This window comes from Pseudomonas fluorescens (assembly GCF_019212185.1).
Lineage (GTDB): Bacteria > Pseudomonadota > Gammaproteobacteria > Pseudomonadales > Pseudomonadaceae > Aquipseudomonas.
In genome coordinates this window covers 2,125,101-2,151,682 of record NZ_CP078138.1, presented here as the reverse complement: position 1 = coordinate 2,151,682, position 26,582 = coordinate 2,125,101, and the positions used below count along the sequence as shown (strand labels likewise).

The window sequence follows — 26,582 nt, the reverse complement described above, 5'->3', positions numbered from 1 at the left end:
GATAGGCTTGCAACACAAGATGAAGGCTATTGCGGGCTTTTTCAAGCCCGCCGGTGATCGGACTCGCCGATCATGCCTGTTTTGCGCTGCTTGAATTACGCGGGGCGCTGGGTGATCACTTCGTCGATCAGGCCGTAGTCACGCGCGGCTTCTGCACTCATGAAGTTGTCGCGGTTGGTATCGCGCTCGATTTCTTCCAGAGTGCGGCCGCTGTGCTTGGCCATCAGCGTGTTGAGACGCTCGCGGATGAAGAGGATTTCCTTGGCATGGATTTCGATATCCGAGGCCTGACCCTGGAAACCGCCCAGCGGCTGGTGAATCATCACGCGCGAGTTTGGCAGACAGAAACGCTTGCCCTCGGCACCGGCTGTCAGCAGGAATGCGCCCATGCTGCACGCCTGACCGATACAGGTGGTCGACACATTTGGCTTGATGAACTGCATGGTGTCGTAGATCGACATGCCCGCCGTCACCGAACCGCCCGGGGAGTTGATATAGAGATGGATGTCCTTGTCCGGGTTTTCCGCTTCAAGGAACAGCAGTTGCGCACAGATCAGGTTGGCCATGTAGTCCTCTACCGGGCCAACCAGAAAGATCACTCGCTCCTTGAGCAGGCGCGAATAGATGTCATAGGCGCGTTCGCCACGAGCAGACTGCTCGACAACCATCGGGACCAGGCCGCCAGCGGCCTGGATATCAGAGTTCTGCTGAATATACGAATTACGGAACATGCTCTGCAGTCACTCCCAAATAGTTATGTCTTGAATACGCATAAGCCAGCTCGAAAGCTGGCTTATGGTGTGTGCTTCTAACGCAAAAACAATCAGTCGGCTTGTGGAGCTTCTACCGGCTTGACCGCTTCTTCGTAAGAGACCGATTTGTCGGTCACGCTAGCTTTCTGCAGAACAGTATCCACAACTTGCTCTTCCAGCACAACCGAACGGACTTCGTTCAGCTGCTGCTCGTTTTTGTAGTACCAGGACACAACTTGCTCTGGCTCCTGGTAGGCCGAAGCCATTTCCTGGATCAGCTCGCGAACGCGGGTTTCGTCAGGCTTGAGGTCGAACTGCTTGACCACTTCAGCCACGACCAGGCCCAGCACTACGCGACGTTTGGCTTGTTCTTCGAACAGCTCGGCCGGCAGTTGGTCAGGCTTGATGTTGCCACCGAACTGTTGAACAGCCTGCACGCGCAGACGGTTCACTTCGTTGTCCAGCAGAGCCTTTGGCACTTCGATCGGGTTGGCAGCCAGCAGGCCGTCCATTACCTGATTCTTGACCTTGGATTTGATCGCCTGACGCAGCTCACGCTCCATGTTCTTGCGAACTTCGGCGCGGAAACCGTCAATGCCCGACTCCTTGATGCCGAACTGGGCGAAGAACTCTTCGGTCAGCTCTGGCAGCTTAGGCTCGGAAACCGAGTTGACGGTCACGGTGAACTCGGCTGCTTTGTTAGCCAGGTCCAGGTTCTGGTAGTTTTCCGGGAAGGTCAGGTTCAGAACACGCTCTTCGCCAGCCTTGGCGCCAACCAGGCCTTCTTCGAAACCAGGGATCATGCGGCCGGAACCCAGAACCAGCTGGGTGCCCTTGGCGGAACCGCCAGCGAATACTTCGCCGTCAACCTTGCCAACGAAGTCGATGTTCAGTTGGTCTTCGTCCTGGGCAGCACGATCAACTGCTTCGTAACGAACGTTCTGCTTGCGCAGGATGTCCAGCATCTTGTCCAGATCGGCGTCCGATACGTCAGCGCTCAGGCGCTCAACGTTGATGCCTTCAAAACCGGCAACGGTGAACTCAGGGAACACTTCGAATACGGCTACGTATTCCAGGTCCTTGCCTGCTTCCAGGGATTTTGGCTCGATCGAAGGCGAACCAGCCGGGTTCAGCTTTTGCTCGACAACGGCTTCGTAGAAAGAAGCCTGGATGACGTCGCCTACTGCTTCCTGGCGCGCATCAGCTTCGTAACGCTGACGGATCACGCTCATTGGCACTTTGCCAGGACGGAAGCCTGCAATCTTGGCCTTTTGGGCAGTCTGCTGCAGACGCTTGTTGACTTGAGTCTCAATGCGCTCAGCTGGCACGGTGATGCTCATGCGGCGCTCAAGAGCAGAAGTATTTTCAACAGAAACTTGCATGGATATTCCTCGTTGCACAGACGTTAGCCGGCCGTTTCCGACCCCAGAATCAAGGGCATGCATTCTAGTGGGTCAAACTCAAGAAGTCACCCTACTGAAAACGGGTAAAACAGCAGCAGGAAATTTACAGGGGCGAATGCACGGATACACCTCACCCCAATGACAAATACAAGCAATCACGCCAAGGCTCTGCACCAACCCTTCCTTATATAGAAGAGCGCTGCGCACATCCCCCTGGCTGCCGACCCCGCAAGCAAGACCGGCGGGCGGCGCGGCATCATCGCGTAACATAAATACGACGAATCGCCCCGCCCCAGCGACCCGAAACCGGCGGCCGCGGAATTCGCACCCGCGAAAAACAAAAAAGGCGCCAGACTGTTAAATCTGGCGCCTTTCGAAATATGGGGTGGACGATGGGGATCGAACCCACGACAACGGGAGTCACAATCCCGTGCTCTACCAACTGAGCTACGCCCACCATATTGCGTGACCAAGAAGCCAAATCACTTCTTCGTCGAGCTTCAAACGCGCCTGCCGGCATGTATAAAGCTTTATTTGGTGCGGATGAAGAGACTCGAACTCTTACGCCTCGCGGCGCTGGAACCTAAATCCAGTGTGTCTACCAATTCCACCACATCCGCGAGTTGAAGCCTTTAAAGCAAAGGCGCCAGACTGTTACATCTGGCGCCTTTCGAAATATGGGGTGGACGATGGGGATCGAACCCACGACAACGGGAGTCACAATCCCGTGCTCTACCAACTGAGCTACGCCCACCATATCGCGTTACTTGTGCCAAAGCTGCCTAATGGCGCACCCGGCAGGACTCGAACCTGCGACCATCCGCTTAGAAGGCGGATGCTCTATCCAGCTGAGCTACGGGCGCCTTATTAATCTGTACTCTTGGAGGACTACAAACTAAATGCTTTCCAGCTTTGCAGAACCGTGATTCCGCTCAACCTTCTTAACCAGTGCTAGGCTGTGCCCGACAAGTGCGACGAATAGTATAGAGAGCTCCGCAGGTCGTCAAATGCTTTTTAAGAAAAATTCATTTAATTAAAGGGCTTAGGGGAATTTGCAGACCAAGCGCCTTTGCCCTCACGCCACGGCATGCGAGAATACGCACTCTTTTCTTCCCCCTCTCGATGGTTAATCACGCGCAATGACTGCACAACTAATCGACGGCAAATCGATCGCCGCCAGCCTGCGCCAGCAGATCGCCAAACGAGTTGCCGAGCGTCGCCAGCAAGGCCTGCGCACTCCCGGCCTCGCGGTGATCCTGGTCGGCAGCGATCCCGCCTCTCAGGTTTATGTCTCGCACAAGCGTAAAGACTGTGAAGAGGTCGGCTTCCTCTCCCAAGCCTATGACCTGCCTGCTGACACCAGCCAGCAAGCCCTGACCGACCTGATCGATCGTCTCAACGAAGACCCGAACATCGACGGCGTGCTCCTGCAATTGCCACTGCCCGAGCACCTCGACGCTTCCAAATTGCTGGAGCGCATCCGCCCGGATAAAGACGTCGACGGTTTCCACCCTTATAACGTCGGCCGCCTGGCCCAGCGCATCCCGCTGCTGCGCCCCTGCACACCCAAGGGCATCATGACCCTGCTGGAAAGCACCGGCGTCGATTTGTACGGAATGGACGCCGTGGTCGTAGGCGCCTCGAACATCGTCGGTCGGCCGATGGCCATGGAACTGTTGCTGGCCGGTTGCACCGTAACCGTCACCCACCGCTTCACCAAGGACCTGGCCGGTCACGTTGGCCGCGCCGATCTGGTGGTGGTGGCCGCCGGCAAGCCGGGCCTGGTCAAGGGTGAGTGGATCAAGGAAGGTGCAATTGTCATCGACGTCGGTATCAACCGACAGGACGATGGCAAACTGGTTGGCGACGTGATCTACGAAACCGCCCTGCCCCGTGCTGGCTGGATCACTCCGGTACCGGGTGGTGTCGGCCCCATGACCCGCGCCTGCCTGCTGGAAAACACCCTGTACGCAGCAGAAACCCTGCACGGATAATCCTCAGGATTAAGCCAAGGCAGCTCCCGAAACCCCGCCCCTCTGGCGGGGTTTTGCGTTTCAATGCCGACTGTCGGCTCGTCGTCGAAAATTGCTGTTTTCTACCCGAAAACAAGGGCTTTGCCCCGCTCCCCGAAGAACATTCGACAGTTCCTCAGCTACGCTCATAAAATGTAACGCTTTTTCGGAAAAAGCCCGTTGCAAAACGGCATACCCACATCTTTCGAGTCTACTCGCGTGAAAATCCGTCTTTCTATCCTGAGTCTCTTTTTTGCATTTTCAGGCAGCCTCCTCACGCCGAGCGTCGACGCTCGTGAAACCACCGAAGCACCCCGCGACACCTCGAACCTGCACATTGCCTCCGGCAGTGCCATGTTGATCGACCTGCAGACCAACAAGATCATCTATGCCAGCAACCCTGACGTGGTGGTGCCGATCGCCTCGGTCACCAAGCTGATGACCGGCCTGGTGGTGCTCGAGGCCAAACAGAACATGGATGAGTACATTTCCGTGTCGATCAGCGACACCCCGGAAATGAAGGGCGTGTTCTCTCGGGTCAAGCTCAACAGTGAACTGCCGCGCAAGGAAATGCTGCTGATCACCCTGATGTCCTCGGAAAACCGCGCCGCTGCCAGCCTGGCCCATCACTATCCGGGCGGCTACGCGGCCTTTATTGCGGCGATGAACGCCAAGGCCAAGGCGTTGGGCATGACCAGCACCCACTATGTCGAGCCGACCGGTCTGTCGACCAGCAACGTCTCTACCGCGCGCGACCTCAGCAAGCTGCTGCAGGCGGCACGCAAGTACCCGATGCTGAGCGAGTTGAGCACCACCAAGGAAAAGACCGTGGCGTTCCGCAAGCCCAACTACACCCTGGGTTTCCACAACACCGACCACCTGGTACGCAAGGACAACTGGGATATCCAGCTGACCAAGACCGGCTTCACCAACCAGGCAGGTCATTGCCTGGTGCTGGTCACCCGCATGGCCGATCGTCCGGTGTCGCTGGTGATTCTCGACGCCTTCGGCAAATACACGCACTTTGCCGATGCCAGCCGGATCCGTCAGTGGGTCGAAACCGGAAAGAGCAGCACGGTGCCGGCGGTGGCCTTACAGTACAAGGCTGACAAGAACCTCAAGGCCCGGCAAACCGGCGTGGCGCAAACCGCGGAATAATCCTGCAGTAACGAGAACGGCGCCCGAGGGCGCCGTTCTTCATGGCTGGCTATTCAATGCCTGAACTGCCCGGTTGGCCGCCCGCTCCTGTCCAGCGCGGTTGAGTTCGCTGGCGGCATTCAACCAGCGCTGACGATCGACCTTGGCCGGTATCTGATCAGGCGCCTGCACCAGCACCGCCCAGCCTCCCGCGTCGAGAAAGGCCGACTCGAACGATTTAAAGTTCATCAGCACGCGTTTTTCCAGGCCCGAACGCAGCAGCACGGTCTGCTTCTGTCGATTGTAACCGGCCAACAGCGCGTAGCGTGGCGTCTTCCAAAAGGCCGAGCCGTCGCTGTAACGCAGCCACACCGGATAGCCTGCCGCCACCTGAGTCAGCAATGCTGGCAGAGTACTGTCCAGCGGATAGACCACCATCCCGTACTCGCGCGCCAGTTGCTGCATGTTCTGCTGCAACTGCGCTTCGGCGCCCGGCAAGTGCAACGGCTTTTCCAGCAATCCCGGGGTGATCACCACCCCCTGTTGCGATAGAACGCTGGCCAGGGTTTGCGGTCCACCCTGATAGGCGTCCCCACGGTAGAACCTGCCGCTGAGCTCGACACGCTCGGGCAGGCGCTTGATTTCAGGTTGTACGCTGCCGGCACAGCCGGCCAGGCTCAGGGCGCAGGCCGCAGCCAGCAGGGCAAAGCGAAATCGAGGAAGTAGCGGCAACATATCACTCACTTGTCCAGGTTCCAGGCGTTCAGCGTCCCGGCTTGGGCAGGATGATAGCAGCGCTATAGCCTGAAACGGCAGTTGTCTGACGCTGATAGAGCAAACTCATTGGTGACTCACGACTATTGGTCAATAGTCTGTCACCGTCCAGCAGCTAGACTGAGACCTGCGAGAAGTGTGTGCCCGACACAGGGCAAAGAGGAGGCATTAATGAGCCTGACGACGATTATCGTGATGCTGATAGCGGGATGGCTAGCCGTTGCCGCGGCGATGCTGTGGGGAGTGATGCGTATCACCCGGCGGCACCATCCGGCGTACCGCACGCCCGAGCCTCCGGCCGCCAGCGAAGAGCCTGCCCCACCCCACGCTTCGGTTCATTAGCCCCAACGCAAAACGGTCGCCTGCACCTTTCGATGCAGACGACCGTCCTGTTTGCCCCCTTCAGTGATTAGGCCTGTTCAAGCGCCCGCTTCTGCCGGGCCCGACGCGACAGCATGTTCAACACTTCGATCGCTGCCGAGAAGGCCATGGCCGCATAGACGTAGCCTTTAGGCACGTGAGCACCGAAACCTTCGGCAATCAACGTCATGCCGATCATGATCAGGAAGCCCAGGGCCAGCATCACCACGGTCGGGTTGTCATTGATGAACTTGGCCAAGGGTTCAGCCGCCAACAACATCACCAGCACCGACACGAGCACCGCGATGATCATGATCGGCAAGTGCTCGGTCATGCCCACAGCTGTAATGATGCTGTCGATGGAGAACACCAGGTCGAGCATCAGGATCTGCCCGATAGCGGCGGCAAAGCCCAGGGTAACGGTCGAGGTTTTCGAGGTCGGATCCTCGGGCGACGGGTCCATGCTGTGGTGAATTTCGGTCGTGGCCTTCCACAACAGGAACAGACCACCGGCGATCAGGATCATGTCCTTCCACGAGAACGCGTGACCGAACACTTCAAACACCGGCGCCGTCAGTTGCACGATAAAGGCGATGGTGCTCAGCAGGCCCAAACGCAATATTAGCGCCATGCTGATGCCGATCCGCCGTGCTTTGGCACGGTGCTGTTCAGGCAGTTTGTTGGTGAGGATCGAAATAAAGATCAGGTTATCGATACCCAGCACGATTTCCATGACGATCAAGGTCGCCAGGGCGACCCAGGCGGTGGGGCTTGCAGCAAGCTGTAACAGGTAATCCATGGGTCAGTCCTGACTCGGTGTTGGGCGATTAGATTTCTTGCGAAGAACTGTCTGCTTTCTCGTCATCAGCGTCGCTTTCTTTTTTGCCGATGATGTTGCCGGTGGCGTCGCTCAAGGCCTGCTCCGCGGCTTTGTGAGTATCGTCAATCGCCTGCTTGGCGGATTCGGCGGCTTTACCCATTAACTGCTGGGCGCTCTTTTCTGCCTGGTCGCAGCCGGTCAGCAACAGAGCGGAGATAGCCAGCAAGGATGCGCCGGCCAGGGATTTAAATGAATTCATACTTTCCTCGTCAGATCGGAGATCAGTTAGCGATGGCTTTATGGGAGCGGCCTTGCCCGCGAAGAACGATGACGTGCACTACTTGAAATTTGTAGCGCATTCATCCCGGGCAAGCCCGCTCCCACAGGTTTACTCCGTCACACATAGCGAAACATTCTAAGCAGACCAACACTTCAGGAAAATTCGTATTTTCAGCGGTTATACTTCGGTTTTTACGAATAGACGAACGCCATGCTCAACTATCGACAACTGCACTATTTCTGGGTTGTGGCCAAGACCGGCAGCATCGTGCGCGCCTGTGAGCAACTGAACCTGACACCGCAAACCATCAGCGGCCAAATCAGCCTGCTCGAACAAACCTACGGCATCGAGTTATTTCGCCGCGTCGGCCGGCAGCTGGAACTCACCGAGGCCGGCCGCCAGACCCTGCCCTACGCCGAGCAGATGTTTCAGTTGGGTGGCGAACTGGAGGCATTGCTGCGGGCCCAGCCCAATGAGCAACAGATCGTCTTTCGGGTAGGAGTCGCCGATGTGGTGCCCAAGTCCATTGTCTATCGGCTGATCGCGCCGACCATGGACTTGAGCGAACCGCTGCGCATCACCTGTCGTGAGGACAAACTCGAACGGCTGCTGGCCGACCTGGCGATCCAGCGCCTGGACCTGGTGATCTCCGACAGCCCGATGCCTTCGCACTTGGACATCAAAGGCTACAGCCAGAAACTCGGCGAATGCGGGATCAGTTTTTTTGCCACCGCCGAGCTTGCGCGACGCCACGGTAGCGATTTCCCCTATTGCCTGCATGGCGCCCCACTGTTGATTCCCGGTCAGGAAACCGTGGTCCGCAGTCGCCTGCAACGCTGGTTCGCCGAGCAGAAAATCCAGCCGCGCATCGTCGGCGAATTCGATGACAGCGCCCTGATGCAGGCCTTCGGCCAATCCGGCAGCGGGATTTTCATCGGCCCCAGCGTGATCGCCGATGAAGTGCGGCGCCAGTACGGCGTGGAATTGATCGGCCAGACCGACGCTGTCATGGAGTCGTTCTACGCGATTTCAGTGGAACGCAAGGTCAAGCACCCCGGCATCGTGGCGATTACCGAAGGCGCCCGTCGCGAACTCTTTACCCACATTTAAGAGATCAGGCGCAGACCGGCGCCGCCTTGGTTTTCATCAGCAGCAGCGCCAGCAGGACGGACACCAGGATAAAACCTGCCGCGGCGAAGCCAAGGCTGCCCAGGCCCAGAGTGTCGATCACCCTCCCCCCCACCAGCGCGCCCAGGCCAATGCCCAGGTTGCCCCCGGCGATGTTCAGCGACGCGGCAAAGGCCGGTGCCTGGGGTGCCGCTTTCATCAAGCGCACATGGCTGACCAGGAACAACGCCGCCTGAGTCACGCCCCAGATACCCAAGGCCGCCGCCAACCCGAGTGTCGAGTGAATGCTCGGCACCAGCGCCACCATGCCGCCGATCATGAAGACACAGAACACCATCGACGCGATCAGCGGATGGCGATCAACCATGCGCCCGCCCAGCGAGTTGCCGATCAGCCCAACCGCGCCGAAACCCATCAGGCACCAGCCGACGACCGTTCCGTCGAATCCGGCCAGACGCTCAAGGATATCGGCCAGGTAGGTGTAGGCGGTGAACATGCCGCTGAAGACCAGGATCGATAGAAGCACATGGCCCTGCATCAGCGGGCTGCGCAAGATCTTGAACTGTGAACGCAAACTCACCTGCTGGTGGTGCAGGTCGGTTTTCGGCAGGTAGATAAACAGTAGCAAGGCCTTGGCCAGGGCAATCACCGCCAGGATAGCGAATGCGCTGCGCCAGCCGAATGCATCGCTGATCAGGGTACCCACCGGGATGCCAAACACGGTGGCGCAGACGATCCCGAAACCGATCTTGGCGATCGCCCGCCCGGCGTAGTCCGGCCCGACGATGTCCACTGCCGTTTCACTGGCCAGCGCCCAGAACACCGGCAGGCCAAGCGCCGGGATCAGCCGCGCCACCGCCATGACCCAAATGTTCGGCGCCAGGGCCGCCAGGGTGTTGGCCAGGCCAAACAGGACCAGCACGCTGATAAACAGGCGCCGGCGCTCGAACCGGGCAAAAAAGGCGGTCAGGAACGGGCCGAAGGCGGCGACCGTGAAGGCGAACAGGGTCACCAGCAGCCCGGCCTGGGAAACGCTGACGTCGAGGTCGCGGGCGATCGACGGCAGCAGGCCGACAATCACGAATTCCGTGGTCAGCACGGTAAATCCGGCGGCAGACAACAGCAGGATGGGCAACAGCATGGGTAACTCCGGGAAAACGACAACGCCAGCGACAGCCCGAAGGCTCACTGGAAGAGATAAAAAAGGATGGCGCAGCTTACCAGAATGGGTCCCGCACGGGGAAACGCGGGTCGACTGGCCCGGCGTCCAATCGTCACAGGCCTGAAGGAAATTGCCTACGCTGTGCTAAAGTCCGCGCCCCCGCGCCAGGCTGACATCGTTCAGCCATGACCGATTTCGCGTTACCCGCCTGTCCTGCCAGCCTGCCCGTTGTTGCCGGCAGGCTCATGGGAACCGCGACACCTTAAAAAAAACAGAGATACCGCTATGACTGCTGCCCCGCCCACTCTTTTGCAACGATTCACCCGCACCAGCCTGGTGACCCAGATCGTCATCGGCCTGATCGCCGGCATTGCCCTGGCCCTGTTGGCGCCAGAAGTGGCGAAGTCCACCAGCTTCATTGGAAAGGTCTTTGTCTCGGCCCTGAAAGCGGTCGCGCCGATCCTTGTGTTCATATTGGTCATGGCCTCGATCGCCAACCACAAGCACGGCCAGGAAACCCATATCCGCCCAATCCTGTTCCTGTACCTGCTGGGCACCTTTGCTGCGGCGGTGGTCGCGGTCGTCGCCAGTACTCTGTTCCCGTCGAGCCTGGTGCTGTCGACGCACGACATCGCGGTTTCCGCGCCGGGCGGCATCACTGAAGTGCTGCAGAGCCTGCTGCTGAGCGTGGTCGATAACCCGGTCAGCGCACTGATAAACGCCAACTTCATCGGCATCCTGGCCTGGGCCATCGGCATGGGCGTCGCTATTCGCCACGCCGGCGAAACCACTCGCACCGTGCTCGATGACCTGTCCAATGGCGTGACCCTGATCGTGCGCGTGGTGATTCGCTTCGCACCGCTGGGTATTTTCGGCCTGGTGGCCTCGACCCTCGCCACTTCCGGCTTCGGCGCACTGCTCGGCTACCTGCACCTGCTGGGCGTGCTGCTGGGTTGCATGCTGTTCGTCGCGCTGGTGATGAACCCGGCGATCGTCTACTGGAAGCTGCGTCGCAACCCGTATCCGCTGGTCCTGACTTGCCTGCGTGAAAGCGGGATCACTGCGTTCTTCACCCGCAGTTCGGCGGCAAACATTCCGGTCAACCTGGAGTTGAGCAGCCGCCTGGGCCTGCATGAAGACACCTATTCGGTGTCGATCCCGCTCGGTGCGACCATCAACATGGCCGGCGCGGCGATCACCATCACCGTGCTGACCCTGGCCGCCGTGCACACCCTGGGGATTGCCGTGGACCTGCCGACCGCCGTGCTGCTCAGCGTGGTCGCGGCGATTTGCGCGTGTGGTGCCTCCGGTGTCGCCGGCGGTTCGCTGCTGCTGATCCCGCTGGCCTGCAGCCTGTTCGGCATTCCCAGCGAAATCGCCATGCAGGTAGTAGCCGTCGGTTTCATCATCGGTGTGTTGCAGGACTCGGCGGAAACCGCCCTCAACTCCTCCACTGACGTGCTGTTCACCGCCGCGGCCTGCCTGGCCGAGGAAGAGCGCGACAAGCAAGCGGCATAAAAACCGCCGACAACAAAAAGCCCGCCCTGGCTCAGACCAGGGCGGGCTTTTTTATGCAGCTTTAGAACGCGCCCATGTAATCGCGTTTGCCAACTTCCACACCGTTGTGGCGCAGGATCGCGTAGGTGGTGGTGACGTGGAAGAAGAACTGCGGCAGGCCGTAGGTCAGCAGATAGGACTGGCCACTGAAGCGTTTTTCTTTCGGCGTGCCCGGACGGGTAACGATCTCGATGCCTTCCTTGCCATCGATCTGCGCAGGCTGAATGCCGTCGATGAACGCCAACACCTTGGCAATCAGCGCCTGCAAATCGGCGAAGGTCACTTCGCTGTCGTCGTATTTTGGCAGCTCGACTTCAGCCAGGCGCGCCGAAACGCCCTTGGCGAAATCCACCGCGATCTGCACCTGGCGGACCAATGGGAACATATCGGGGAACAGGCGTGCCTGCAGCAAGGCATTCGGCTCGATATTTTTTGCCGTGGCGTGGGCCTCGGCCTTGTTCAGCACATCGCTCAGGGCATTGAGCATTTGCTTGAAGACGGGAACGGAAGCGGCGTACAGGGAAATGGTCATGGCAGTCTCTTGTGGAGGGTGCGGGGAGAACGGTCTACAGCGTGGCGCGATTATAGCCCTGCCGAGGGCCGCGTGCGGCTTGTCTTTTACCGTGCAAGGATTAGGCTAGACGGCTTCGACTGGATAGGGAAAGCGCGATGAGCACCGAACACGACACCTCCACCGACGACGCACTGCGCCTGAGCAGCACGGAACTGCGGATCCTCGGCTCGCTGATCGAGAAGCAAGCCACCAGCCCGGAAACCTATCCGCTGACCCTGAATGCCGTGGTCATCGCCTGCAACCAGAAAACCAGCCGCGAACCGGTGATGAACCTCAGCCAGGGCCAGGTCGGGCAAAGCCTGCGAGCGCTCGAAGGCCGGGGTTTTGCCCGACTGGTGATGGGCAGCCGCGCCGACCGCTGGGAGCATCGCCTAGACAAGGCGCTGGAACTGGTTCCGGCCCAGGTCATCCTCAGCGGCCTGCTGTTCCTGCGCGGCCCACAGACCGTCAACGAACTGTTGACCCGTAGCGGCCGCATGCATGACTTCGAGGACGCCGAGCAGGTCGTGCACCAACTGGAGCGCCTGATTGCCCGTGGCCTGGCGATGCTGATTGCACGCCAGTCCGGCCAGCGCGAAGACCGCTACATGCACACCTTGGGTGACCCGGCGGACATGGAAGCGATTCTCGCCGCCCGGCAGAACCCGGTTGAACGCAGCAGCGGTGGTGTGTCGCTGGAGCGCATCGAAGAACTGGAAGCGCGAATCGCTGCTCTCGAAGAGCGCCTGGCCCGGCTCGAATAAACCACTGGCTGCGGGTCAACTGCGGGCGAAGGCCACCGCTTGCTGGAACTGCGCCTCGCTGGGGCGCACGCCGGTGTAGAGCACGAACTGCTCCAGCGCCTGGATGGCGATCACTTCAAGACCGGTGATCACCCGCTTGCCGGCCGCCCGTCCCCGGACGATCAACGGGGTTTCCGAGGGGATCGCCACCACATCGAACACGGTCTGTGCGGCATCAATCACCTCGGCAGGAAACGCCAGTTGATCGGCCTCGCTGCCGCCGGTCATGCCGATCGGCGTGACGTTGATCAGCATCTGCGGACGCGCCTCCCCCAACGCTGCCTGCCAGCGATAACCCAGGGCATCCGCCAGGGCGCGCCCGGCACTTTCGTTGCGCGCAATAATCAGCCCATTGGCGTAGCCGCCGTCGCGCAAAGCGCTGGCCACGGCCTTGGCCATGCCACCGCTGCCACGCAGGGCGAAAGTCGAGTCCTTTGGCACGCAGTGGGTTTTAAGCAGTTGCTCAATGGCGATGTAGTCCGTGTTGTAGGCCTTGAGATGGCCGTCGGTGTTGACGATGGTGTTGATCGAGGCAATCGCCGCCGCAGAGGCATCCAGTTCGTCGACCAAGGCAATGCAGGCTTCCTTGAACGGCATGGACACGCCACAACCGCGAATGCCCAGGGCGCGTATTCCGGCCACGGCGCCTGGCAAGTCCTGGCTGCTGAAGGCCTTGTAATAGAAGTTCAGGCCCAATTGCTCATACAAATGGTTGTGAAAGCGCAGGCCGAAATTCCCCGGACGCCCGGATAGCGACATGCACAACTGGGTGTCTTTGTTCGGGTTCATCTGCATGTGGAACTCCCTCGATGCGCACGTTCGGATGGACGGCAATCGCCAGCCCATCGGCTTTGATCAATCATGGCTGTAGCGCCGCCAGCGTGTAGCGGACGGGCTTGAACAGCGGTTCAGACCTTACACAAAATTTACCCACGCGCGTTGTCAAATCACCGAAAAACGCTGTCTGAGAGTTATCCCCGCGACCATTCCCGGTCTATTGCAGACCGGGCGCCAGGGGAGGATCTGTGAGGAACCATCATGAGCCTTAAACTTCCTGCAATTGCCTTGTTGATCGGCGCCTTGGCTGTTGCCGGCCAGGCGCAAGCCCACGGCGGTGGCTACGGCTGGGGTGCACCGGCAGCGGTCGGCGCGGTAGTGGGTGCCGTGGTCGCGGGTTCGGTAATCGCTAACTCGCAGCGCCCGGTGTACGTGCAGCAGCCGGTCTATGTGCAGCCGCAGCCGGTGTACGTCCAGCAACCGCCACCGGTCTACTACCAACCGCAACCGGTGTATGTGCAGCAACCGATCTACTACCGTCCGGCGCCGGTGTACTACGGCCCGCCGCGCGGCTACTACGGCCCGCCCCATGGGTATTACGGCCCGCGTTGGTAAATGATGGTCTATAAAGGTACTGCCTTTGTGGGAGCGAGCCTGCTCGCGAAGAACTTGAGACCGCCGCGTACATTCAGGATGTCCGCGAAATCGTTAACGTTCTTCGCGAGCAAGCTCGCTCCCACATAAAAGCGGCAGTGCCATGAAAATGTCTGAATAAATCCTGCCAAGGTCGCTGCTGGAACAGCGACTGCGCCCGGATGCGCCATGATTAATCGGACGAATGTCTCGGCCTTATCACTCCTCTGTCATATTTATGTCACGACAGGCCAGCAAGCTCTGGCCTGTCCGCCACAACGCTCAATAAAAACAAGGACGACCCTTATGCCCACGCAAAACCCCCATCGCATCGTTGGCCTCGGTACTGCCAGCAAGGTCTACAACACCCTGACCGAACTCAAGCACCTCGAGGGCCATCGCAGCGCCAAGTTGCTCTCGTTGCTGGCAGAGAACCTGGTGCGCAAAGGCCTGCTCAATGACCGCGAAGTCATGAACATGCTCGACCAGGTGGTCGACTGACGACCTCAACGACGTCAATGTCGACTATCAAGCGCAGTGATTTTTCCCGGGACCCGCGCGCCGTTAAGGTAGCTCCATCGATTGATGGAGGTAGTTATGTCCCAAGTCCAGATCATGTCCGTAATTGGTAGCGCCGTTCCTGCGCCCCTCAGAGAGCTGGGATTGCTCGCCTGCTGGTACCTGGTGCAGGACGGCGAAGCCATCAGTGGTCCCCTGACTTCGCTGCCCGCCGCCCAGGAATTGTCGCAACGCCTCAGCGGCTTCGCCTTGCAGGCCTAAGGCAACTGCACCTTGGGTTTGGTTTCGACATATAAGCCCCAACTGGCGATGAACAATGCGGCGATCAGCGGCCCGATGACGAAGCCATTGAGACCAAAGATGCCAAGGCCGCCAAGGGTAGAGATCAGGATCAGGTAATCCGGCATCTTCGTGTCCTTGCCCACCAACACCGGGCGCAGGACGTTGTCCACCAGGCCGATCACGAATACCCCGAATAACGCCAGCACGACGCCCTGCCAAATTGCGCCACTGAGCAGGAACCAGACCGCTACCGGCACCCAGACGATCCCCGCCCCGACCGCCGGCAATAGCGACAGCAGCGCCATCAGCACCGCCCAGAGCAACGCGCTGGGAATGTCGAGGAACCAGAAAATCAAGCCGCCCAGGGCACCCTGGGTAACCGCCACCAACAGGTTGCCTTTGACCGTGGCGCGCACCACGCGGTTGAACTTGAGCTGCAGCCGGCGTTTCTGATTTTCGTCCAGCGGTACCGCTGTACGGATCTTGCGCGCCAGTTCGGCACCGTCGCGCAGAAAGAAAAACAGGAGGTACAGCATGATGAAAAAGCTCACCACGAACTCGAAGGTGCCCTGGCCGAAGCTGAACGCCTGACTGGCGAGGAACTGACTGCCCTGCATCGCGCTCTTGACGATTTTCTCTCGCAGACCGTTCAACTCACCCATGCCGAAACGGTCCAGCAGGTGCTGGAAATAAGGCGGCAGGCTGTGTTTGAACTGCGCCACGTAGCTGGCGATATCCAGTTGGCCGCTTTCGATGTTCTTGTAAAGCGTCGTCCCCTCCTGCACCAACAGCACACCGGTGACAATGACCGGCAAGATCGCGATCACCAGGCAAATGCCCAGCGTGAACAGCGAGGTCAGGTTGCGTTGCCAGCCGAATTTCAATTGCAGGCGATGCTGCATGGGTGCAAACACGATGCCGAGGATCACTGCCCAGAACACCGCGCCGTAGAACGGCAGCAGAATCCAGATGAAAGCAATGGATACCAGCACGAGCAGTACCATCAGCGATTTGTTTTGTATTGAGGTGTGGTTCATGGCCGGTCCATTTAACAAAACGCCCACTGCGTCTATCTAAAGGCTTAGTCCGCGGCGAAACGCCCGAGTGCCGTGGTTTGTGCATTGAAAATAGATCCAGATCAATAATCGTCCCCGGCCTTTGTCTTACCCTCGCGCGCTTTACGGTCGACTTCGCCATGACACTCGCCCCACCCGAACTGCTCGCCCCCGCCGGAACCCTGAAAAACATGCGCTATGCCTTCGCCTATGGCGCCGATGCGGTGTACGCCGGGCAGCCGCGCTACAGCTTGCGGGTGCGTAACAACGAGTTCGATCACGCCAATCTGGCCCTCGGCATCCGTGAAGCCCAGGCCCAGGGCAAGCGCTTCTACGTGGTGGTCAACATCGCCCCGCACAACGCCAAGCTGAAGACGTTCCTCAAGGATCTGGCTCCAGTCATCGAGATGGCCCCGGACGCGCTGATCATGTCCGACCCGGGGCTGATCATGCTGGTACGCCGGCACTTCCCGCAGATGCCGATCCACCTCTCGGTGCAGGCCAACACGGTGAACTGGGCCAGCGTCGAGTTCTGGCAGTTACAGGGTGTGAGCCGGGTCATCCTCTCGCGGGAGTTGTCGCTGGAAGAGATCGAGGAAATCCGCCAGCAGGTGCCGACCATGGAGCTCGAAGTGTTCGTGCATGGCGCGCTGTGCATGGCCTACTCCGGGCGCTGCCTGTTGTCGGGCTACATGAACAAGCGCGATGCCAACCAGGGCAGTTGCACCAATGCCTGCCGCTGGAAGTATTCGGCGCAACCGGCCCAGGAAAACCTCACCGGGGATATCGTCCAGAGCTATGTCCCGGAACCGACCCTGGGCATCGGCACACCCACCGAGCAGGTGTTCCTGCTGCAGGAGGCCAATCGCCCCGACGAGCTGATGCCGGCTTTCGAGGATGAACACGGCACCTACATCATGAACGCCAAGGACCTGCGCGCGGTGCAGCATGTCGAGCGCCTGACCCGAATGGGCGTGCATTCGCTGAAGATCGAAGGCCGGACCAAATCGCACTTCTATTGCGCACGTACCACCCAGGTCTACCGCCGGGCCATCGACGATGCGGCGGCCGGCCTGCCGTTCGACCGCAGCCTGATGACCGACCTCGAATCCCTCGCCCAGCGCGGCTACACCGAAGGCTTCCTGCGCCGCCATGTGCACGATGAATACCAGAACTATCAGAACGGCAGTTCAGTCTGCGACCGCCAGCAGTTTGTTGGCGAGTTGACGGGGGAGCGGCGCGAGCGCCTGGCCGAGGTCAAGGTGAAGAATCGTTTTGCCCTGGGCGATCACATGGAACTGATGACGCCCAAAGGCAACTTTCATTTCGACCTGCATGAGTTGCAGAACGCCCAGGGCGAGGCATTGCAGGTGGCGCCGGGTGATGGCCACACCGTTTACCTGCCGATCCCGGATGCGGTGGACCTGGGGTTTGGGTTGTTGATGCGGGATGTGCGGGGGGATTGAATTTGCCGTCGGTTATCACTTTGTGGGAGCGGGCTTGCCCGCGATTGGCATTTTCGCGGGGTATTTATCCGTTCCTGCAGTGACGCCAACTCCCACCCCCTCCAATCAAAGCACCATCGCCGCCACCCAACCAAACGCCAACAACGGCAAGTTGTAATGCAGAAAAGTCGGCACCACGGTGTCCCAGATGTGGTGATGCTGGCCGTCGATGTTCAAGCCGGAGGTCGGGCCGAGGGTCGAGTCCGAGGCCGGTGAGCCGGCGTCGCCCAAGGCGCCGGCGGTGCCGACGATGCAGACGATGGCCAGCGGGCTGAAGCCCAGTTGCACGCACAGCGGGACGAAGATCGCGGCGAGGATCGGCACCGTGGAAAACGACGAGCCGATGCCCATGGTCACCAGCAGCCCCACCAGCAACATCAACAGCGCGCCAATGCCCTTGCTGTGGCCGATCCACGAGGCTGAGGCTTCGACCAGGGTCTGCACTTCGCCGGTGGCCTTCATCACTTCGGCAAAACCCGAGGCGGCGATCATGATGAAGCCGATCATCGCCATCATCTTCATGCCTTCGGTGAACAAGTCATCGGTCTCGCGCCAGCGCACGACACCGGAAACCGAGAAGATCAGGAACCCGGCCAGCGCGCCGATAATCATCGAATCCAGCAGCAACTGAATAATGAACGCCGCGGCAATCGCCAGGCCGGCCACCAGCAGCGTCAGCGGGTTGTACTGCACCGCGACCTGTTCGACCCGCTCGATTTTTTCCAGGTCGTACACACGTTTCTTGCGATAGCTGACAAACGCCAGCAACAGGCCGAAAACCATGCCCAGCGCCGGGATGCCCATGGCGTGGGTGACGTTGATGCCGCTGATGTCGACCCCGCTCTTGGCCACGTTGGCCAGCAGAATCTCGTTGAGGAAGATGTTGCCAAAACCCACCGGCAGGAACATGTAGGGGGTGATCAGGCCGAAGGTCATGACGCAGGCGATCAACCGCCGATCCAGTTGCAGCTTGGTCAGCACGTAGAGCAACGGCGGCACCAGCAGCGGGATAAAGGCGATGTGGATCGGCAGGATGTTCTGCGAGGCGATCGCGACGATCCACAGCAGGCCGATCAGCAGCCACTTGACCTGGCCGCCGCCGTTGGCGTCCTGCCGATCAACCAGCGCCAGGGCCTTGTCCGCCAGGGCATGGGCCAGACCCGACTTGGCAATCGCCACGGCGAACGCGCCGAGCAAGGCGTAGGACAAGGCCACGGTCGCGCCGCCACCCAGGCCACTGTTGAACGCCTTGAGCGTCGCCTCGATCCCCAGGCCACCGGTCAGGCCACCGACCAGCGCGCCGATGATCAGCGCGATGACCACATGCACACGTGACAGGCTGAGCACCAGCATGATGCCGACCGCGGCAATGACAGCATTAATCATGGTTACCTCAAAGCAGATCGCCGATAAAAACCGGCGCAAACGGGTAGAGACCGGCCAGCCAGCTGCACGCGCCGACACCGGATGAAATGGAGGTTTTATTAGAGGGCGCGCACTGTGCCCCATGCCGCCCCAAGCTGCAAGTGCAGGCGTCGGCTTTTGTTTTCCGTGGCCGGCCCCGGCCCTCACGCTCAAGAAAGCGCTGGCTGTGCCGTTACAGGGCAAAGTCTTGGATATTTATCGATTTAGGGGCGCCTCCATGTCACTCAGACAGCTGTCGATTCAATGGAAAATCACCCTGCTGGCCGGCCTTTGCCTGGCCGCCATCGTGACCTTGCTGGTGGGTCTGTCGCTGTATCGCATGGAGCACAGTTCGGCGCTGGTGAAGGCCTCGAGCATGAGCATGCTCAATGAAGCGGCGCAGGCGCGCATCGAAGCCCAGGGTGAAGTGCAGGCGCTGGGTATTCGTCAGCAGTTCATGGACGCCTATCAATACGGCCACGGCTTCTCGCGCCAGGTGTTGTTCCTGCGCGACCAGGCGCAAAAACGCTTCCTCGACGCTTACGACCTGCGTGAAGACCTGACCCGTCAGGTCAAATCGGCACTGCTGGGCAACCCGCAACTGCTCGGCCTATCGTTGGTGTTCGAAGCCAATGCCCTGGATGGCAAGGACGAACTCTTCGCCGGCCAGCATGAGCTGGGCAGCAACGACAAGGGCCGTTTCGCCCTGTACTGGTCGCAACCCACGGCCGGCAAGCTGAATTCGATGGCGCTGCCGGAAAGCGACATGGCCGACACCAGCACCGGCCCCAGTGGCGAGCCGGCTAACGCCTGGTTCACCTGCCCGCGTACGACCCTCAAGCCGTGCGTGATCGAACCGTACTTCTACGTGATCGACGGCCAGAACGTACTGATGACCAGCATCGTCTTCCCGCTGCAAGTCGACGGCAAAGTCATCGCTTCGCTGTCGGTGGACATCAACCTCAACAGCCTGCAGGCGATCAGTCAACAGGCCAGCCGCAAACTCTACGATGGCCAGACCGCCGTCAGCATCTTGAGCCCCGTGGGCCTGCTTGCCGGCTACAGCCCTGACGCCAGCAAACTCAGCCAGCGCCTGACTGCGGTGGACAAGGACAGCGGCGCCGAATTGCTGCGCATGCTCGGCAGCAGCCTGCAGACCCAGAGCCTGCGCAACCATCAGCATCTGAAAGTGTTGTCGCCCTTCGAGCCGATTCCCGGCGGCAAGCCCTGGGGCGTACTGCTTGATGTGCCGGAGAAGGTGCTGGTCGGCCCGGCCGAAGCACTCAAACAGAAACTCGATGCCAGCAACACCAGCGACACCCTGATCGAACTGAGCCTCGGCCTGGTCGCCGCCATCATCGGCCTGTTACTGGTGTGGCTGATGGCCCGCAGCGTCACCCGGCCGATTCTCGGCGTCGCCGACATGCTGCAGGACATCGCCAGCGGCGAAGGCGACCTGACCCGGCGCCTGGCCTACGACAAGCAGGACGAGCTGGGACAACTGGCCGGCTGGTTCAACCGCTTCCTCGACAAACTGCAACCGATCATCGCCGACGTCAAACGCTCGGTGCAGGACGCGCGGGGCACCGCCGACCAGTCCTCGGCGATCGCCACCCAGACCAGCGCCGGCATGGAGCAGCAGTACCGCCAGGTCGACCAGGTGGCCACCGCTTCCCATGAAATGAGTGCCACCGCCCAGGACGTCGCCCGCAGCGCAGCCCAGGCCGCGCAAGCCGCGCGCGATGCCGACCAGGCGACGCGCCAGGGCCTGACCGTGATCGACCGCACCACCCACAGCATCGACAGCCTGGCCGCCGACATGAGCACCGCCATGGCCCAGGTCGAAGGCCTGGCCGCCAACAGCGAGAAAATCGGCTCGGTACTGGAAGTGATTCGCGCCATCGCCGAGCAGACCAACCTGCTGGCGCTCAACGCCGCCATCGAAGCCGCCCGTGCCGGAGAGGCCGGACGCGGGTTTGCCGTGGTCGCTGACGAAGTGCGCAACCTGGCACGCCGTACCCAGGAGTCGGTAGAGGAAACCCGCCAGGTCATTGAGCAGTTGCAAAGCGGTACCCAGGATGTGGTGGGCGCCATGGGCAACAGCCATCGCCAGGCCCAAGGCAGCGTCGAGCAGGTCAGCCAGGCGGTGACCGCCCTGCGCCAGATCGGCGATGCGGTGACGGTGATTACCGACATGAACCTGCAGATCGCCAGTGCCGCCGAGGAGCAAAGCGCTGTGGCCGAAGAGATCAACAATAACGTGGCGACCATCCGCGACGTCACCGAGTCGTTATCGGAGCAAGCCAACGAGTCGGCGCGGGTCAGCCAGTCGCTCAACAGCCTGGCCAACCAGCAACAGAGCCTGATGGATCAGTTCCGCGTTTGACCCTGCCTGTGGCGGTGCGCTTGACGCACCGCCGCTCAGTGACCGGGCAGCTCGATGCGCACCTTGAGCCCGCCCCACTGGCTTTCTTCCAGGTGCAACTGGCCGCCCCAGGCTTCGACGATGTCACGCACGATGCCCAGGCCCAGACCGTGGCCATCGGTCTGCTCGTCTAGCCGAGTGCCACGGCTGATCACCTGATCGCGCTGCTCTTGCGGGATGCCGGGACCATCATCTTCTACCGCCAGCACGAAGCCGCCGGCCGTTGCCTCGACGCCCAGGCGCACCTCGGCATCCGCCCATTTGCAGGCGTTGTCCAGCAGATTGCCCAGTAGCTCCAGCACGTCCTCGCGATCCCACGGCAGCTGCAATCCCCTCGCAGCGACATAGCTGAGTTGCAGATGCTCACCGTGGATCATGTTCAGGGTCGCCAGCAATCCCGGTAGCTCAGCGTCGCAGTCGAATTGCGCGCCGGGCAATGCATCCCCGGCCAGGCGTGCACGGTTGAGTTCGCGATTGAGCCGCTGTTGCACCTGCTCCAGTTGCTCCAGCAGGACTTTGCGCAACTGCGGATGGGCGTCGAGCTTGTCGCTGGCGGCCAGACTCAAGAGCACCGCCAGTGGCGTCTTCAGCGCGTGACCGAGATTACCCAGGGCATTGCGCGAACGCTTGAGGCTGTCTTCGGTGTGCGCCAGCAGATGATTGATCTGCGCCACTAATGGCTCCAGTTCCGCCGGGACTTCGGTGTCCAGTTGCGAGCGTTGCCCTTGTTGCAGTTGGGCGATCTGCTCACGGGCGGTTTCCAGAGGACGCAAGGCGCGGCGCACGGTGAGCCGTTGCAGCAGCAGGATCAGCAACAGCCCGGCCAGCCCCAGGCCAAGACCGATCTGGCGCATGCGCTGGAAACTCTCGCGCACCGGCGTGTAATCCTGCGCCACGCTGATGGAGATTGCCTGGCCCTGACGCCGGTAGTCCGAACGCAACACCAGCAGTTGCTGGCCTTCGGGGCCCAGTTGCAGGTTGCTGCGCAAGCCGGGCTGTTCCAACGCTGGCAATTCCTGGTCCCACAACGACCGCGAGCGCCAGTGAGTGTCGGCAAAATCGATACTGAAGTAATGCCCGGAAAACGGCCGCTGGTACGCCGGCGACAGTCGTCGCTCATCCAGTTGCAACCCTTGCGGGCCACGCACCAGCGCCAGCAGCAGGTTTTCACTGGCATTGCGCAGGCCGGCTTCGAGGTAGCGCTGCAACCCCTGCTCGAATAGCCACAAACTGGTTTGCGCCAGCACCAGGCCGACGATCAGCATCACGCTGACCAGGCCCAGGCTCAAGCGCCGCTGAATCGACCTCACTGGCCCTGCCCGCCGAACAGGTAGCCCTGGCCGCGACGGGTTTCGATCACGCTGCGCCCCAGCTTGCGCCGCAGGTGATTGACGTGCACTTCAAGGACGTTGGAATCGCGCTCGGTTTCGCCGTCGTACAGGTGTTCGGCCAGATGACTTTTCGAGAGGATCTGCTGCGGGTGCAGCATGAAGTAGCGCAGCAGGCGGAATTCGGCGGCGGTCAGCTGGACCTCGGCGCCTTCGCTGATCACGCACTGGCGGCCTTCGTCCAGTTGCAGGCCGGCGGCCTTCAGCGTGGGTTGGTTGGCCTGGCCGTGGGAGCGACGCAGCAGCGCCTGGATGCGCAGGTGCAACTCCTCCGGGTGAAAGGGTTTGGTCAGGTAGTCATCGGCGCCGGCCTTCAGTCCTTCGATGCGCTCGGACCAGGAGCCGCGCGCGGTCAGCACCAGCACCGGGGTCGCCAGCCCCGCTGCGCGCCATTGGCTCAGTACCTCGAGCCCCGGCACGCCGGGCAGCCCGAGGTCGAGGATGATCAGGTCGTACGGCTCGCTGCGGCCCTGATACAGCGCATCGCGGCCGTCTGCCAGCCAATCCACCGCGTAACCCTGGCGCGTAAGGCCAGCCAGTATCTCGTCGGCCAGCGGCACGTGGTCTTCCACCAGAAGCAAACGCATCGATCAATCTTCCTCGTCTTTGAGTAAACGCCCGGTCCTGGCATCCAGGTCCAGCTCGCGCACCACCCCTTCGGTGGTCAGCAGCTCGACCTCATAAATGTAGACGTCATGCTTTTCTTCCAGCTCGGCCTCGAGCAATTTGGCGCCGGGATAGCGGTCCAGCGCCTGCTGCAGCAACTGCTCCAGCGGCAGGATCACTCCTTGCTGGCGCAGGCGCAGGGCTTCGTCCTGATCCAGGTCACGGGCCAGCCCCACCGAACACACCGCCAGTAACGCAAGGGCTGACAGCCCATAAGCGCGCAGATTCAACTTCATTACCTATCCTGATGATCCTTGAGCACCTGGCCACTGACCGCGTCCAATTCCAGGTCCCACTCCACGCCTTGGGGATCACGCAAGTCGATCTGGTAGATGTACTTGCCGTACTCTTGCTCCAGTTCGGTTTCAGTGACGGCGGCGCCGGGGTGCTTGGCCAGTGCAATGGCGTTGAGCTTTTCAAAAGACATAATGGTACCAGCGTCACGCAATCTCAGGGCCTCGTCAGGGCCCAGATCGCGGGCATGGGCCAGGCTGGCGGTCAGGGCCACAAGGCTGGCAGTGAACAGGGTGGTCAGGGTTTTCATGGTATGCCTCCAAAATCGGTATGGCCCCAGACTACCGCCGTGAACTTAATTGAAACTGAATGGCCACTATCGATGCACAACGGATCACCGGCGAGAGCGCAATGACTGCAATCCACATCAAATTCCCGGCCCTGACCCTCAAGGCCGGCCCACGGGCATTCGCGCGGATTCGCCGGGACGGCTTGAGCGCGCAACAGGTCGGCACCCTGCCCGGCGCGGCCGGCGGCCCGAAAGCCCTGGGTATTCAGGGGCTGGACCTGGCGCTGTTCGGTGAGTGGCTGCCGGCCGCGCCACGCGAACGTTCGCTGATCGGCGCCTCGGTGGGCTCCTGGCGCTTCGCCAGTGCCTGCCTACCGGATGCCGCGCAAGGCCTCCGCCGTCTCGGTGAGTTGTATACCGAACAGGACTTCGCCAAAGGCGTGAGCATGGCGCAGATCAGCCAAAGCTCGCAGCGCATGCTCGACGACCTGCTCGATGGCCAGGACGCGCGGATCCTCGACAACCCCGACTACCGCTTGAACATCATGGTGGTGAAGAGCCACGGCCTGCTCGCCGACGACCATCGCGGGCGGCTGGGGCTGGGGCTGTCCTCGGTGATCGCCGACAACCTGCGGGGTCGCGCCCGGCTGTCGCGGCATTTCGAGCGGCTGATCATCCACGACCCGCGCCGCGCCCCACCCGTGCATGCGTTGGAGGATTTCCCTTCGCGTTTTGTCGCGCTGAACGCCGGCAACTTGCGCCAGGCCCTGCTGGCTTCGGGCTCGATCCCGATGGTCATGCAAGGCGTGCGCGATCTGCCGGGCGCTGGCGAAGGCACCTTTCGCGATGGTGGCCTGCTCGACTATCACCTCGACCTGCCCTACAGCGGCGACGACATCGTGCTCTACCCGCACTTCACCGACCGGGTGATTCCCGGCTGGTTCGACAAGACCCTGCCCTGGCGCCGGGCCTGCACGACGCGCTTGCAGGACGTCTTGCTGCTGGCGCCGTCGAAGGAGTACCTGGCCCGCTTGCCCTACGGCAAGTTGCCCGACCGCAATGACTTCAAACGCTTCATGGGCGACGCCGCGAGCCGGCAAAAGTACTGGCGAACCACCATGGAAGAAAGCCGGCGCCTGGGGGATGAATTCCTTGAGCTGACGGCCAACGGTCGCCTCGGCGAGCACTTGCTGACCCTTTAGTCAGTGTTTTCCCGCACGCCGTATTTCAAGCTGTTAAACTCGCCGCCTGCCCCATCGCCGCGGGCGATAGCCAACTGATAGAGCTCAAGACACTGTGGAAATCTTCAAAGAATTTACCTTCGAGTCCGCCCACCGCCTGCCCCACGTCCCGGACGGCCACAAGTGCGGGCGCCTGCACGGTCACTCGTTCAAGGTGGCGCTGCACCTCAGTGGCGACCTCGACCCGCATACCGGCTGGATCCGTGACTTCTCGGAAATCAAGGCGATCTTCAAGCCGCTGTACGAGCGCCTGGACCACAACTACCTGAATGACATTCCCGGCCTGGAAAACCCTACCAGTGAAGTGCTGGCCAAGTTCATCTGGAACGAGATGAAGCCACTGCTGCCGGAGCTGAGTGCGATCCGGATTCATGAGACATGCACCAGCGGTTGCATCTATCGCGGTGAGTAAATCCTGCGCTGGCGAAAAAACCACCGAGCCCGGTGGTTTTTTTATGCCTATGCTTGCTGGTTAAAACCTGCCAAGAGGACAAGCCCATGACGGACTGGCTGCTGGACCAGGTCTTTGATTTCCAGGGACAGCAGATCCGTTACGCGGTACACGGCGACGGCCCGCCGCTGGTGTTTGTGCATGGCACGCCGTTTTCGTCTTACGTGTGGCATCGGATTGCGCCGCACTTTTTTGCCACGCACCAGGTGCACTATTTCGACTTGCTCGGTTACGGCCAATCCGCGCAGCCGGACGCCGATGTATCCCTTGGCGTGCAAAATCAACTGTTGGCGCAATTGCTCGATCACTGGGGAGTGGATCACCCCGACGTTGTCGCCCACGATTTCGGTGGCGCCACTTCGCTGCGCGCACACCTGCTCGATGGCAAGGATTACCGCAGCCTGACCCTGATCGATCCAGTCGCACTAACGCCCTGGGGCTCGCCGTTCGTCCAGCACGTGCGCCAACATGAAGCGGCGTTCAGCGGGCTGCCCGATTACATTCAACGTGCGATTGTGCCGGCGTATATTCGCGGGGCAATTCAGCGCGACATTCCGGATGCAGAGCTGATGCCGTACGTGCAACCGTGGCTGGGCAATCCCGGGCAAGCGGCGTTCTATCGGCAGATCGCCCAAATGGACGAGCGCTATACCCTGGAAGCGCAACCGTTGTACCCGAAAATTCGCTGCCCGGTGCAGATCCTCTGGGGCGAAGCGGATCAGTGGATTCCCATCGAGCGTGGCCGGGCGCTGCACGCGATGATTCCCGGATCGCAATTTCATCCGATCGCGAATGCCGGACATCTCGTCCAGGAAGACGCCCCGCAAGCCATAGTCACTGCGCTGCTGCGATTTCTCCCGCCCCATTGAACCGGCACAGCGTTTGCTGTCGTGGATTGCGCCGCTGGTCGACATCGGTGCTGGCGCGCTAACGTATATGCCATTGACCTACGTCCTGGGTACCCGCTCCTCC

The 26,582-nt window shown here is 60.8% G+C and carries 28 protein-coding genes, 4 tRNA genes and 1 pseudogene; 15 read left to right on the top strand and 18 right to left on the bottom strand.

Annotated features, from left to right (window positions below):
* Positions 1 to 95 precede the first annotated feature (95 nt).
* The 6 genes from clpP to KW062_RS09670 form a co-directional block, all read right to left on the bottom strand.
* Entirely contained in the window at positions 96 to 731 is a 636-nt protein-coding gene (gene clpP, locus KW062_RS09695) for an ATP-dependent Clp endopeptidase proteolytic subunit ClpP (protein WP_027618776.1), read from the bottom strand.
* 92 nt (positions 732 to 823) lie between these two features.
* On the bottom strand, positions 824 to 2,134 hold the full coding sequence (gene tig, locus KW062_RS09690; RefSeq protein ID WP_027618775.1) for a trigger factor: 1,311 nt from the start codon (positions 2,132 to 2,134) through the stop codon (positions 824 to 826).
* Between the two features lie 402 nt (positions 2,135 to 2,536).
* Positions 2,537 to 2,612, bottom strand: a tRNA-His gene (locus KW062_RS09685).
* A gap of 78 nt (positions 2,613 to 2,690) precedes the next feature.
* Positions 2,691 to 2,775 (bottom strand) — tRNA-Leu (locus KW062_RS09680).
* A 58-nt stretch (positions 2,776 to 2,833) separates the two neighbouring features.
* A tRNA-His gene (locus tag KW062_RS09675) sits at positions 2,834 to 2,909 on the bottom strand.
* Positions 2,910 to 2,941: 32 nt separating this feature from the next.
* Positions 2,942 to 3,018, bottom strand: a tRNA-Arg gene (locus tag KW062_RS09670).
* 276 nt (positions 3,019 to 3,294) lie between these two features.
* On the opposite strand from KW062_RS09670, the gene folD reads away from it, so the two are divergent.
* On the top strand, positions 3,295 to 4,149 hold the full coding sequence (gene folD / locus KW062_RS09665) for a bifunctional methylenetetrahydrofolate dehydrogenase/methenyltetrahydrofolate cyclohydrolase FolD (RefSeq protein WP_027618774.1): 855 nt from the start codon (positions 3,295 to 3,297) through the stop codon (positions 4,147 to 4,149).
* A gap of 237 nt (positions 4,150 to 4,386) precedes the next feature.
* Entirely contained in the window at positions 4,387 to 5,325 is a 939-nt protein-coding gene (gene pbpG / locus KW062_RS09660) for a D-alanyl-D-alanine endopeptidase (protein WP_027618773.1), read from the top strand.
* A gap of 39 nt (positions 5,326 to 5,364) precedes the next feature.
* On the opposite strand, the gene KW062_RS09655 is transcribed toward pbpG, so the two are convergent.
* On the bottom strand, positions 5,365 to 6,039 hold the full coding sequence (locus KW062_RS09655) for a peptidase C39 family protein (protein WP_027618772.1): 675 nt from the start codon (positions 6,037 to 6,039) through the stop codon (positions 5,365 to 5,367).
* Positions 6,040 to 6,216: 177 nt separating this feature from the next.
* Between KW062_RS09655 and KW062_RS28850 the strand changes: the two genes are divergently transcribed.
* Complete coding sequence (locus KW062_RS28850; protein WP_081786357.1) at positions 6,217 to 6,420, top strand: hypothetical protein; 204 nt, start codon at positions 6,217 to 6,219, stop codon at positions 6,418 to 6,420.
* 67 nt (positions 6,421 to 6,487) lie between these two features.
* Here the strand turns inward: KW062_RS28850 and KW062_RS09650 are convergent, their stop codons facing one another.
* Positions 6,488 to 7,237, bottom strand: coding sequence for a TerC family protein (locus KW062_RS09650; protein ID WP_027618771.1), 750 nt, complete (start codon positions 7,235 to 7,237; stop codon positions 6,488 to 6,490).
* Positions 7,238 to 7,265: 28 nt separating this feature from the next.
* Complete coding sequence (locus KW062_RS09645; RefSeq protein WP_105755352.1) at positions 7,266 to 7,517, bottom strand: hypothetical protein; 252 nt, start codon at positions 7,515 to 7,517, stop codon at positions 7,266 to 7,268.
* A 231-nt stretch (positions 7,518 to 7,748) separates the two neighbouring features.
* Here KW062_RS09645 and nhaR point away from each other — a divergent pair, with 231 nt between their 5' ends.
* Positions 7,749 to 8,648 (top strand): transcriptional activator NhaR, encoded by a 900-nt coding sequence (gene nhaR, locus KW062_RS09640; RefSeq protein WP_027618769.1) that lies wholly within the window; start codon positions 7,749 to 7,751, stop codon positions 8,646 to 8,648.
* A 4-nt stretch (positions 8,649 to 8,652) separates the two neighbouring features.
* Here the strand turns inward: nhaR and KW062_RS09635 are convergent, their stop codons facing one another.
* Positions 8,653 to 9,807 carry an MFS transporter gene (locus KW062_RS09635; RefSeq protein ID WP_105755353.1) on the bottom strand — a complete coding sequence of 385 codons (1,155 nt, stop codon included), beginning with the start codon at positions 9,805 to 9,807 and terminating at the stop codon, positions 8,653 to 8,655.
* A 306-nt stretch (positions 9,808 to 10,113) separates the two neighbouring features.
* Here KW062_RS09635 and sstT point away from each other — a divergent pair, with 306 nt between their 5' ends.
* Complete coding sequence (gene sstT, locus KW062_RS09630; RefSeq protein WP_105755354.1) at positions 10,114 to 11,346, top strand: serine/threonine transporter SstT; 1,233 nt, start codon at positions 10,114 to 10,116, stop codon at positions 11,344 to 11,346.
* 61 nt (positions 11,347 to 11,407) lie between these two features.
* Here the strand turns inward: sstT and KW062_RS09625 are convergent, their stop codons facing one another.
* A complete protein-coding gene (locus KW062_RS09625) occupies positions 11,408 to 11,917 on the bottom strand; it encodes a DUF1993 domain-containing protein (protein ID WP_027618766.1) in 510 nt (169 codons plus the stop codon).
* 137 nt (positions 11,918 to 12,054) lie between these two features.
* Here KW062_RS09625 and KW062_RS09620 point away from each other — a divergent pair, with 137 nt between their 5' ends.
* Positions 12,055 to 12,702: a YceH family protein gene (locus KW062_RS09620; protein WP_027618765.1), complete on the top strand. Its 648-nt coding sequence runs from the start codon at positions 12,055 to 12,057 to the stop codon at positions 12,700 to 12,702.
* A gap of 15 nt (positions 12,703 to 12,717) precedes the next feature.
* Here KW062_RS09620 and KW062_RS09615 read toward each other — a convergent pair whose 3' ends face one another.
* On the bottom strand, positions 12,718 to 13,536 hold the full coding sequence (locus tag KW062_RS09615; RefSeq protein WP_105755355.1) for a shikimate 5-dehydrogenase: 819 nt from the start codon (positions 13,534 to 13,536) through the stop codon (positions 12,718 to 12,720).
* 243 nt (positions 13,537 to 13,779) lie between these two features.
* Here KW062_RS09615 and KW062_RS09610 point away from each other — a divergent pair, with 243 nt between their 5' ends.
* From KW062_RS09610 to KW062_RS09600, 3 genes are all read left to right on the top strand, one after another.
* Positions 13,780 to 14,133, top strand: coding sequence for a hypothetical protein (locus KW062_RS09610; protein ID WP_027618763.1), 354 nt, complete (start codon positions 13,780 to 13,782; stop codon positions 14,131 to 14,133).
* Between the two features lie 324 nt (positions 14,134 to 14,457).
* Positions 14,458 to 14,652 (top strand): hypothetical protein, encoded by a 195-nt coding sequence (locus KW062_RS09605; protein WP_027618762.1) that lies wholly within the window; start codon positions 14,458 to 14,460, stop codon positions 14,650 to 14,652.
* Between the two features lie 96 nt (positions 14,653 to 14,748).
* Positions 14,749 to 14,931 carry a hypothetical protein gene (locus tag KW062_RS09600; protein WP_027618761.1) on the top strand — a complete coding sequence of 61 codons (183 nt, stop codon included), beginning with the start codon at positions 14,749 to 14,751 and terminating at the stop codon, positions 14,929 to 14,931.
* On the opposite strand, the gene KW062_RS09595 is transcribed toward KW062_RS09600, so the two are convergent.
* Positions 14,928 to 15,989, bottom strand: coding sequence for an AI-2E family transporter (locus tag KW062_RS09595; RefSeq protein WP_027618760.1), 1,062 nt, complete (start codon positions 15,987 to 15,989; stop codon positions 14,928 to 14,930). The genes KW062_RS09600 and KW062_RS09595 overlap by 4 nt on opposite strands.
* A 158-nt stretch (positions 15,990 to 16,147) precedes the next feature.
* Between KW062_RS09595 and trhP the strand changes: the two genes are divergently transcribed.
* Positions 16,148 to 17,473, top strand: coding sequence for a prephenate-dependent tRNA uridine(34) hydroxylase TrhP (trhP, locus tag KW062_RS09590; protein WP_027618759.1), 1,326 nt, complete (start codon positions 16,148 to 16,150; stop codon positions 17,471 to 17,473).
* Positions 17,474 to 17,578: 105 nt separating this feature from the next.
* Here the strand turns inward: trhP and KW062_RS09585 are convergent, their stop codons facing one another.
* The gene (locus KW062_RS09585) at positions 17,579 to 18,895 is read right to left on the bottom strand and encodes a Na+/H+ antiporter family protein (protein ID WP_177327249.1); all 1,317 of its coding nucleotides are present in this window, start codon (positions 18,893 to 18,895) and stop codon (positions 17,579 to 17,581) included.
* Positions 18,896 to 19,019: 124 nt separating this feature from the next.
* Here KW062_RS09585 and KW062_RS29245 point away from each other — a divergent pair.
* Positions 19,020 to 20,444: pseudogene (locus KW062_RS29245) on the top strand (HAMP domain-containing protein); the annotation flags it as partial.
* Positions 20,445 to 20,546: 102 nt separating this feature from the next.
* Complete coding sequence (locus KW062_RS29240; protein WP_371321449.1) at positions 20,547 to 21,302, top strand: methyl-accepting chemotaxis protein; 756 nt, start codon at positions 20,547 to 20,549, stop codon at positions 21,300 to 21,302.
* 35 nt (positions 21,303 to 21,337) lie between these two features.
* Here the strand turns inward: KW062_RS29240 and KW062_RS09575 are convergent, their stop codons facing one another.
* From KW062_RS09575 to KW062_RS09560, 4 genes are read right to left on the bottom strand one after another with little or no spacing between them, the layout of a single operon-like run.
* The gene (locus KW062_RS09575; protein WP_105755357.1) at positions 21,338 to 22,651 is read right to left on the bottom strand and encodes an ATP-binding protein; all 1,314 of its coding nucleotides are present in this window, start codon (positions 22,649 to 22,651) and stop codon (positions 21,338 to 21,340) included.
* On the bottom strand, positions 22,648 to 23,316 hold the full coding sequence (locus tag KW062_RS09570) for a response regulator transcription factor (RefSeq protein WP_027618755.1): 669 nt from the start codon (positions 23,314 to 23,316) through the stop codon (positions 22,648 to 22,650). Before KW062_RS09570 ends, KW062_RS09575 begins: the two co-directional genes overlap by 4 nt.
* Positions 23,317 to 23,319: 3 nt before the next feature.
* A complete protein-coding gene (locus KW062_RS09565) occupies positions 23,320 to 23,631 on the bottom strand; it encodes a PepSY domain-containing protein (RefSeq protein WP_027618754.1) in 312 nt (103 codons plus the stop codon).
* On the bottom strand, positions 23,631 to 23,939 hold the full coding sequence (locus tag KW062_RS09560; RefSeq protein ID WP_027618753.1) for a PepSY domain-containing protein: 309 nt from the start codon (positions 23,937 to 23,939) through the stop codon (positions 23,631 to 23,633). Before KW062_RS09560 ends, KW062_RS09565 begins: the two co-directional genes overlap by 1 nt.
* A 101-nt stretch (positions 23,940 to 24,040) precedes the next feature.
* Here KW062_RS09560 and KW062_RS09555 point away from each other — a divergent pair, with 101 nt between their 5' ends.
* From KW062_RS09555 to KW062_RS09545, 3 genes are all read left to right on the top strand, one after another.
* Positions 24,041 to 25,120, top strand: a complete 1,080-nt coding sequence (locus KW062_RS09555) for a patatin-like phospholipase family protein (protein WP_105755360.1) — start codon at positions 24,041 to 24,043, stop codon at positions 25,118 to 25,120.
* Between the two features lie 94 nt (positions 25,121 to 25,214).
* Positions 25,215 to 25,571, top strand: coding sequence for a 6-carboxytetrahydropterin synthase QueD (queD, locus tag KW062_RS09550; RefSeq protein WP_007915588.1), 357 nt, complete (start codon positions 25,215 to 25,217; stop codon positions 25,569 to 25,571).
* Positions 25,572 to 25,657: 86 nt separating this feature from the next.
* Positions 25,658 to 26,479 (top strand): alpha/beta fold hydrolase, encoded by an 822-nt coding sequence (locus tag KW062_RS09545; RefSeq protein ID WP_105755358.1) that lies wholly within the window; start codon positions 25,658 to 25,660, stop codon positions 26,477 to 26,479.
* The last annotated feature ends 103 nt before the right edge of the window (positions 26,480 to 26,582 follow it).

What these genes read in the sequence shown, in the direction of transcription:
- KW062_RS09600 (WP_027618761.1), top strand. Translation starts at nt 14,749, where the DNA reads ATGTCCCAAGTCCAGATCATGTCCGTAATTGGTAGCGCCGTTCCTGCG.
- nhaR (WP_027618769.1), top strand. Translation starts at nt 7,749, where the DNA reads ATGCTCAACTATCGACAACTGCACTATTTCTGGGTTGTGGCCAAGACC.
- KW062_RS09545 (WP_105755358.1), top strand. Translation starts at nt 25,658, where the DNA reads ATGACGGACTGGCTGCTGGACCAGGTCTTTGATTTCCAGGGACAGCAG.
- clpP (WP_027618776.1), bottom strand. Translation starts at nt 731, where the DNA reads ATGTTCCGTAATTCGTATATTCAGCAGAACTCTGATATCCAGGCCGCT.
- sstT (WP_105755354.1), top strand. Translation starts at nt 10,114, where the DNA reads ATGACTGCTGCCCCGCCCACTCTTTTGCAACGATTCACCCGCACCAGC.
- trhP (WP_027618759.1), top strand. Translation starts at nt 16,148, where the DNA reads ATGACACTCGCCCCACCCGAACTGCTCGCCCCCGCCGGAACCCTGAAA.
- KW062_RS09635 (WP_105755353.1), bottom strand. Translation starts at nt 9,807, where the DNA reads ATGCTGTTGCCCATCCTGCTGTTGTCTGCCGCCGGATTTACCGTGCTG.
- KW062_RS29240 (WP_371321449.1), top strand. Translation starts at nt 20,547, where the DNA reads ATGGAGCAGCAGTACCGCCAGGTCGACCAGGTGGCCACCGCTTCCCAT.
- KW062_RS09620 (WP_027618765.1), top strand. Translation starts at nt 12,055, where the DNA reads ATGAGCACCGAACACGACACCTCCACCGACGACGCACTGCGCCTGAGC.
- KW062_RS09645 (WP_105755352.1), bottom strand. Translation starts at nt 7,517, where the DNA reads ATGAATTCATTTAAATCCCTGGCCGGCGCATCCTTGCTGGCTATCTCC.
- KW062_RS09605 (WP_027618762.1), top strand. Translation starts at nt 14,458, where the DNA reads ATGCCCACGCAAAACCCCCATCGCATCGTTGGCCTCGGTACTGCCAGC.
- KW062_RS09650 (WP_027618771.1), bottom strand. Translation starts at nt 7,237, where the DNA reads ATGGATTACCTGTTACAGCTTGCTGCAAGCCCCACCGCCTGGGTCGCC.
- KW062_RS09625 (WP_027618766.1), bottom strand. Translation starts at nt 11,917, where the DNA reads ATGACCATTTCCCTGTACGCCGCTTCCGTTCCCGTCTTCAAGCAAATG.
- KW062_RS09565 (WP_027618754.1), bottom strand. Translation starts at nt 23,631, where the DNA reads ATGAAGTTGAATCTGCGCGCTTATGGGCTGTCAGCCCTTGCGTTACTG.
- KW062_RS09615 (WP_105755355.1), bottom strand. Translation starts at nt 13,536, where the DNA reads ATGCAGATGAACCCGAACAAAGACACCCAGTTGTGCATGTCGCTATCC.
- KW062_RS09595 (WP_027618760.1), bottom strand. Translation starts at nt 15,989, where the DNA reads ATGAACCACACCTCAATACAAAACAAATCGCTGATGGTACTGCTCGTG.
- tig (WP_027618775.1), bottom strand. Translation starts at nt 2,134, where the DNA reads ATGCAAGTTTCTGTTGAAAATACTTCTGCTCTTGAGCGCCGCATGAGC.
- KW062_RS09655 (WP_027618772.1), bottom strand. Translation starts at nt 6,039, where the DNA reads ATGTTGCCGCTACTTCCTCGATTTCGCTTTGCCCTGCTGGCTGCGGCC.
- folD (WP_027618774.1), top strand. Translation starts at nt 3,295, where the DNA reads ATGACTGCACAACTAATCGACGGCAAATCGATCGCCGCCAGCCTGCGC.
- KW062_RS09610 (WP_027618763.1), top strand. Translation starts at nt 13,780, where the DNA reads ATGAGCCTTAAACTTCCTGCAATTGCCTTGTTGATCGGCGCCTTGGCT.
- KW062_RS09555 (WP_105755360.1), top strand. Translation starts at nt 24,041, where the DNA reads ATGACTGCAATCCACATCAAATTCCCGGCCCTGACCCTCAAGGCCGGC.
- KW062_RS09570 (WP_027618755.1), bottom strand. Translation starts at nt 23,316, where the DNA reads ATGCGTTTGCTTCTGGTGGAAGACCACGTGCCGCTGGCCGACGAGATA.
- KW062_RS09560 (WP_027618753.1), bottom strand. Translation starts at nt 23,939, where the DNA reads ATGAAAACCCTGACCACCCTGTTCACTGCCAGCCTTGTGGCCCTGACC.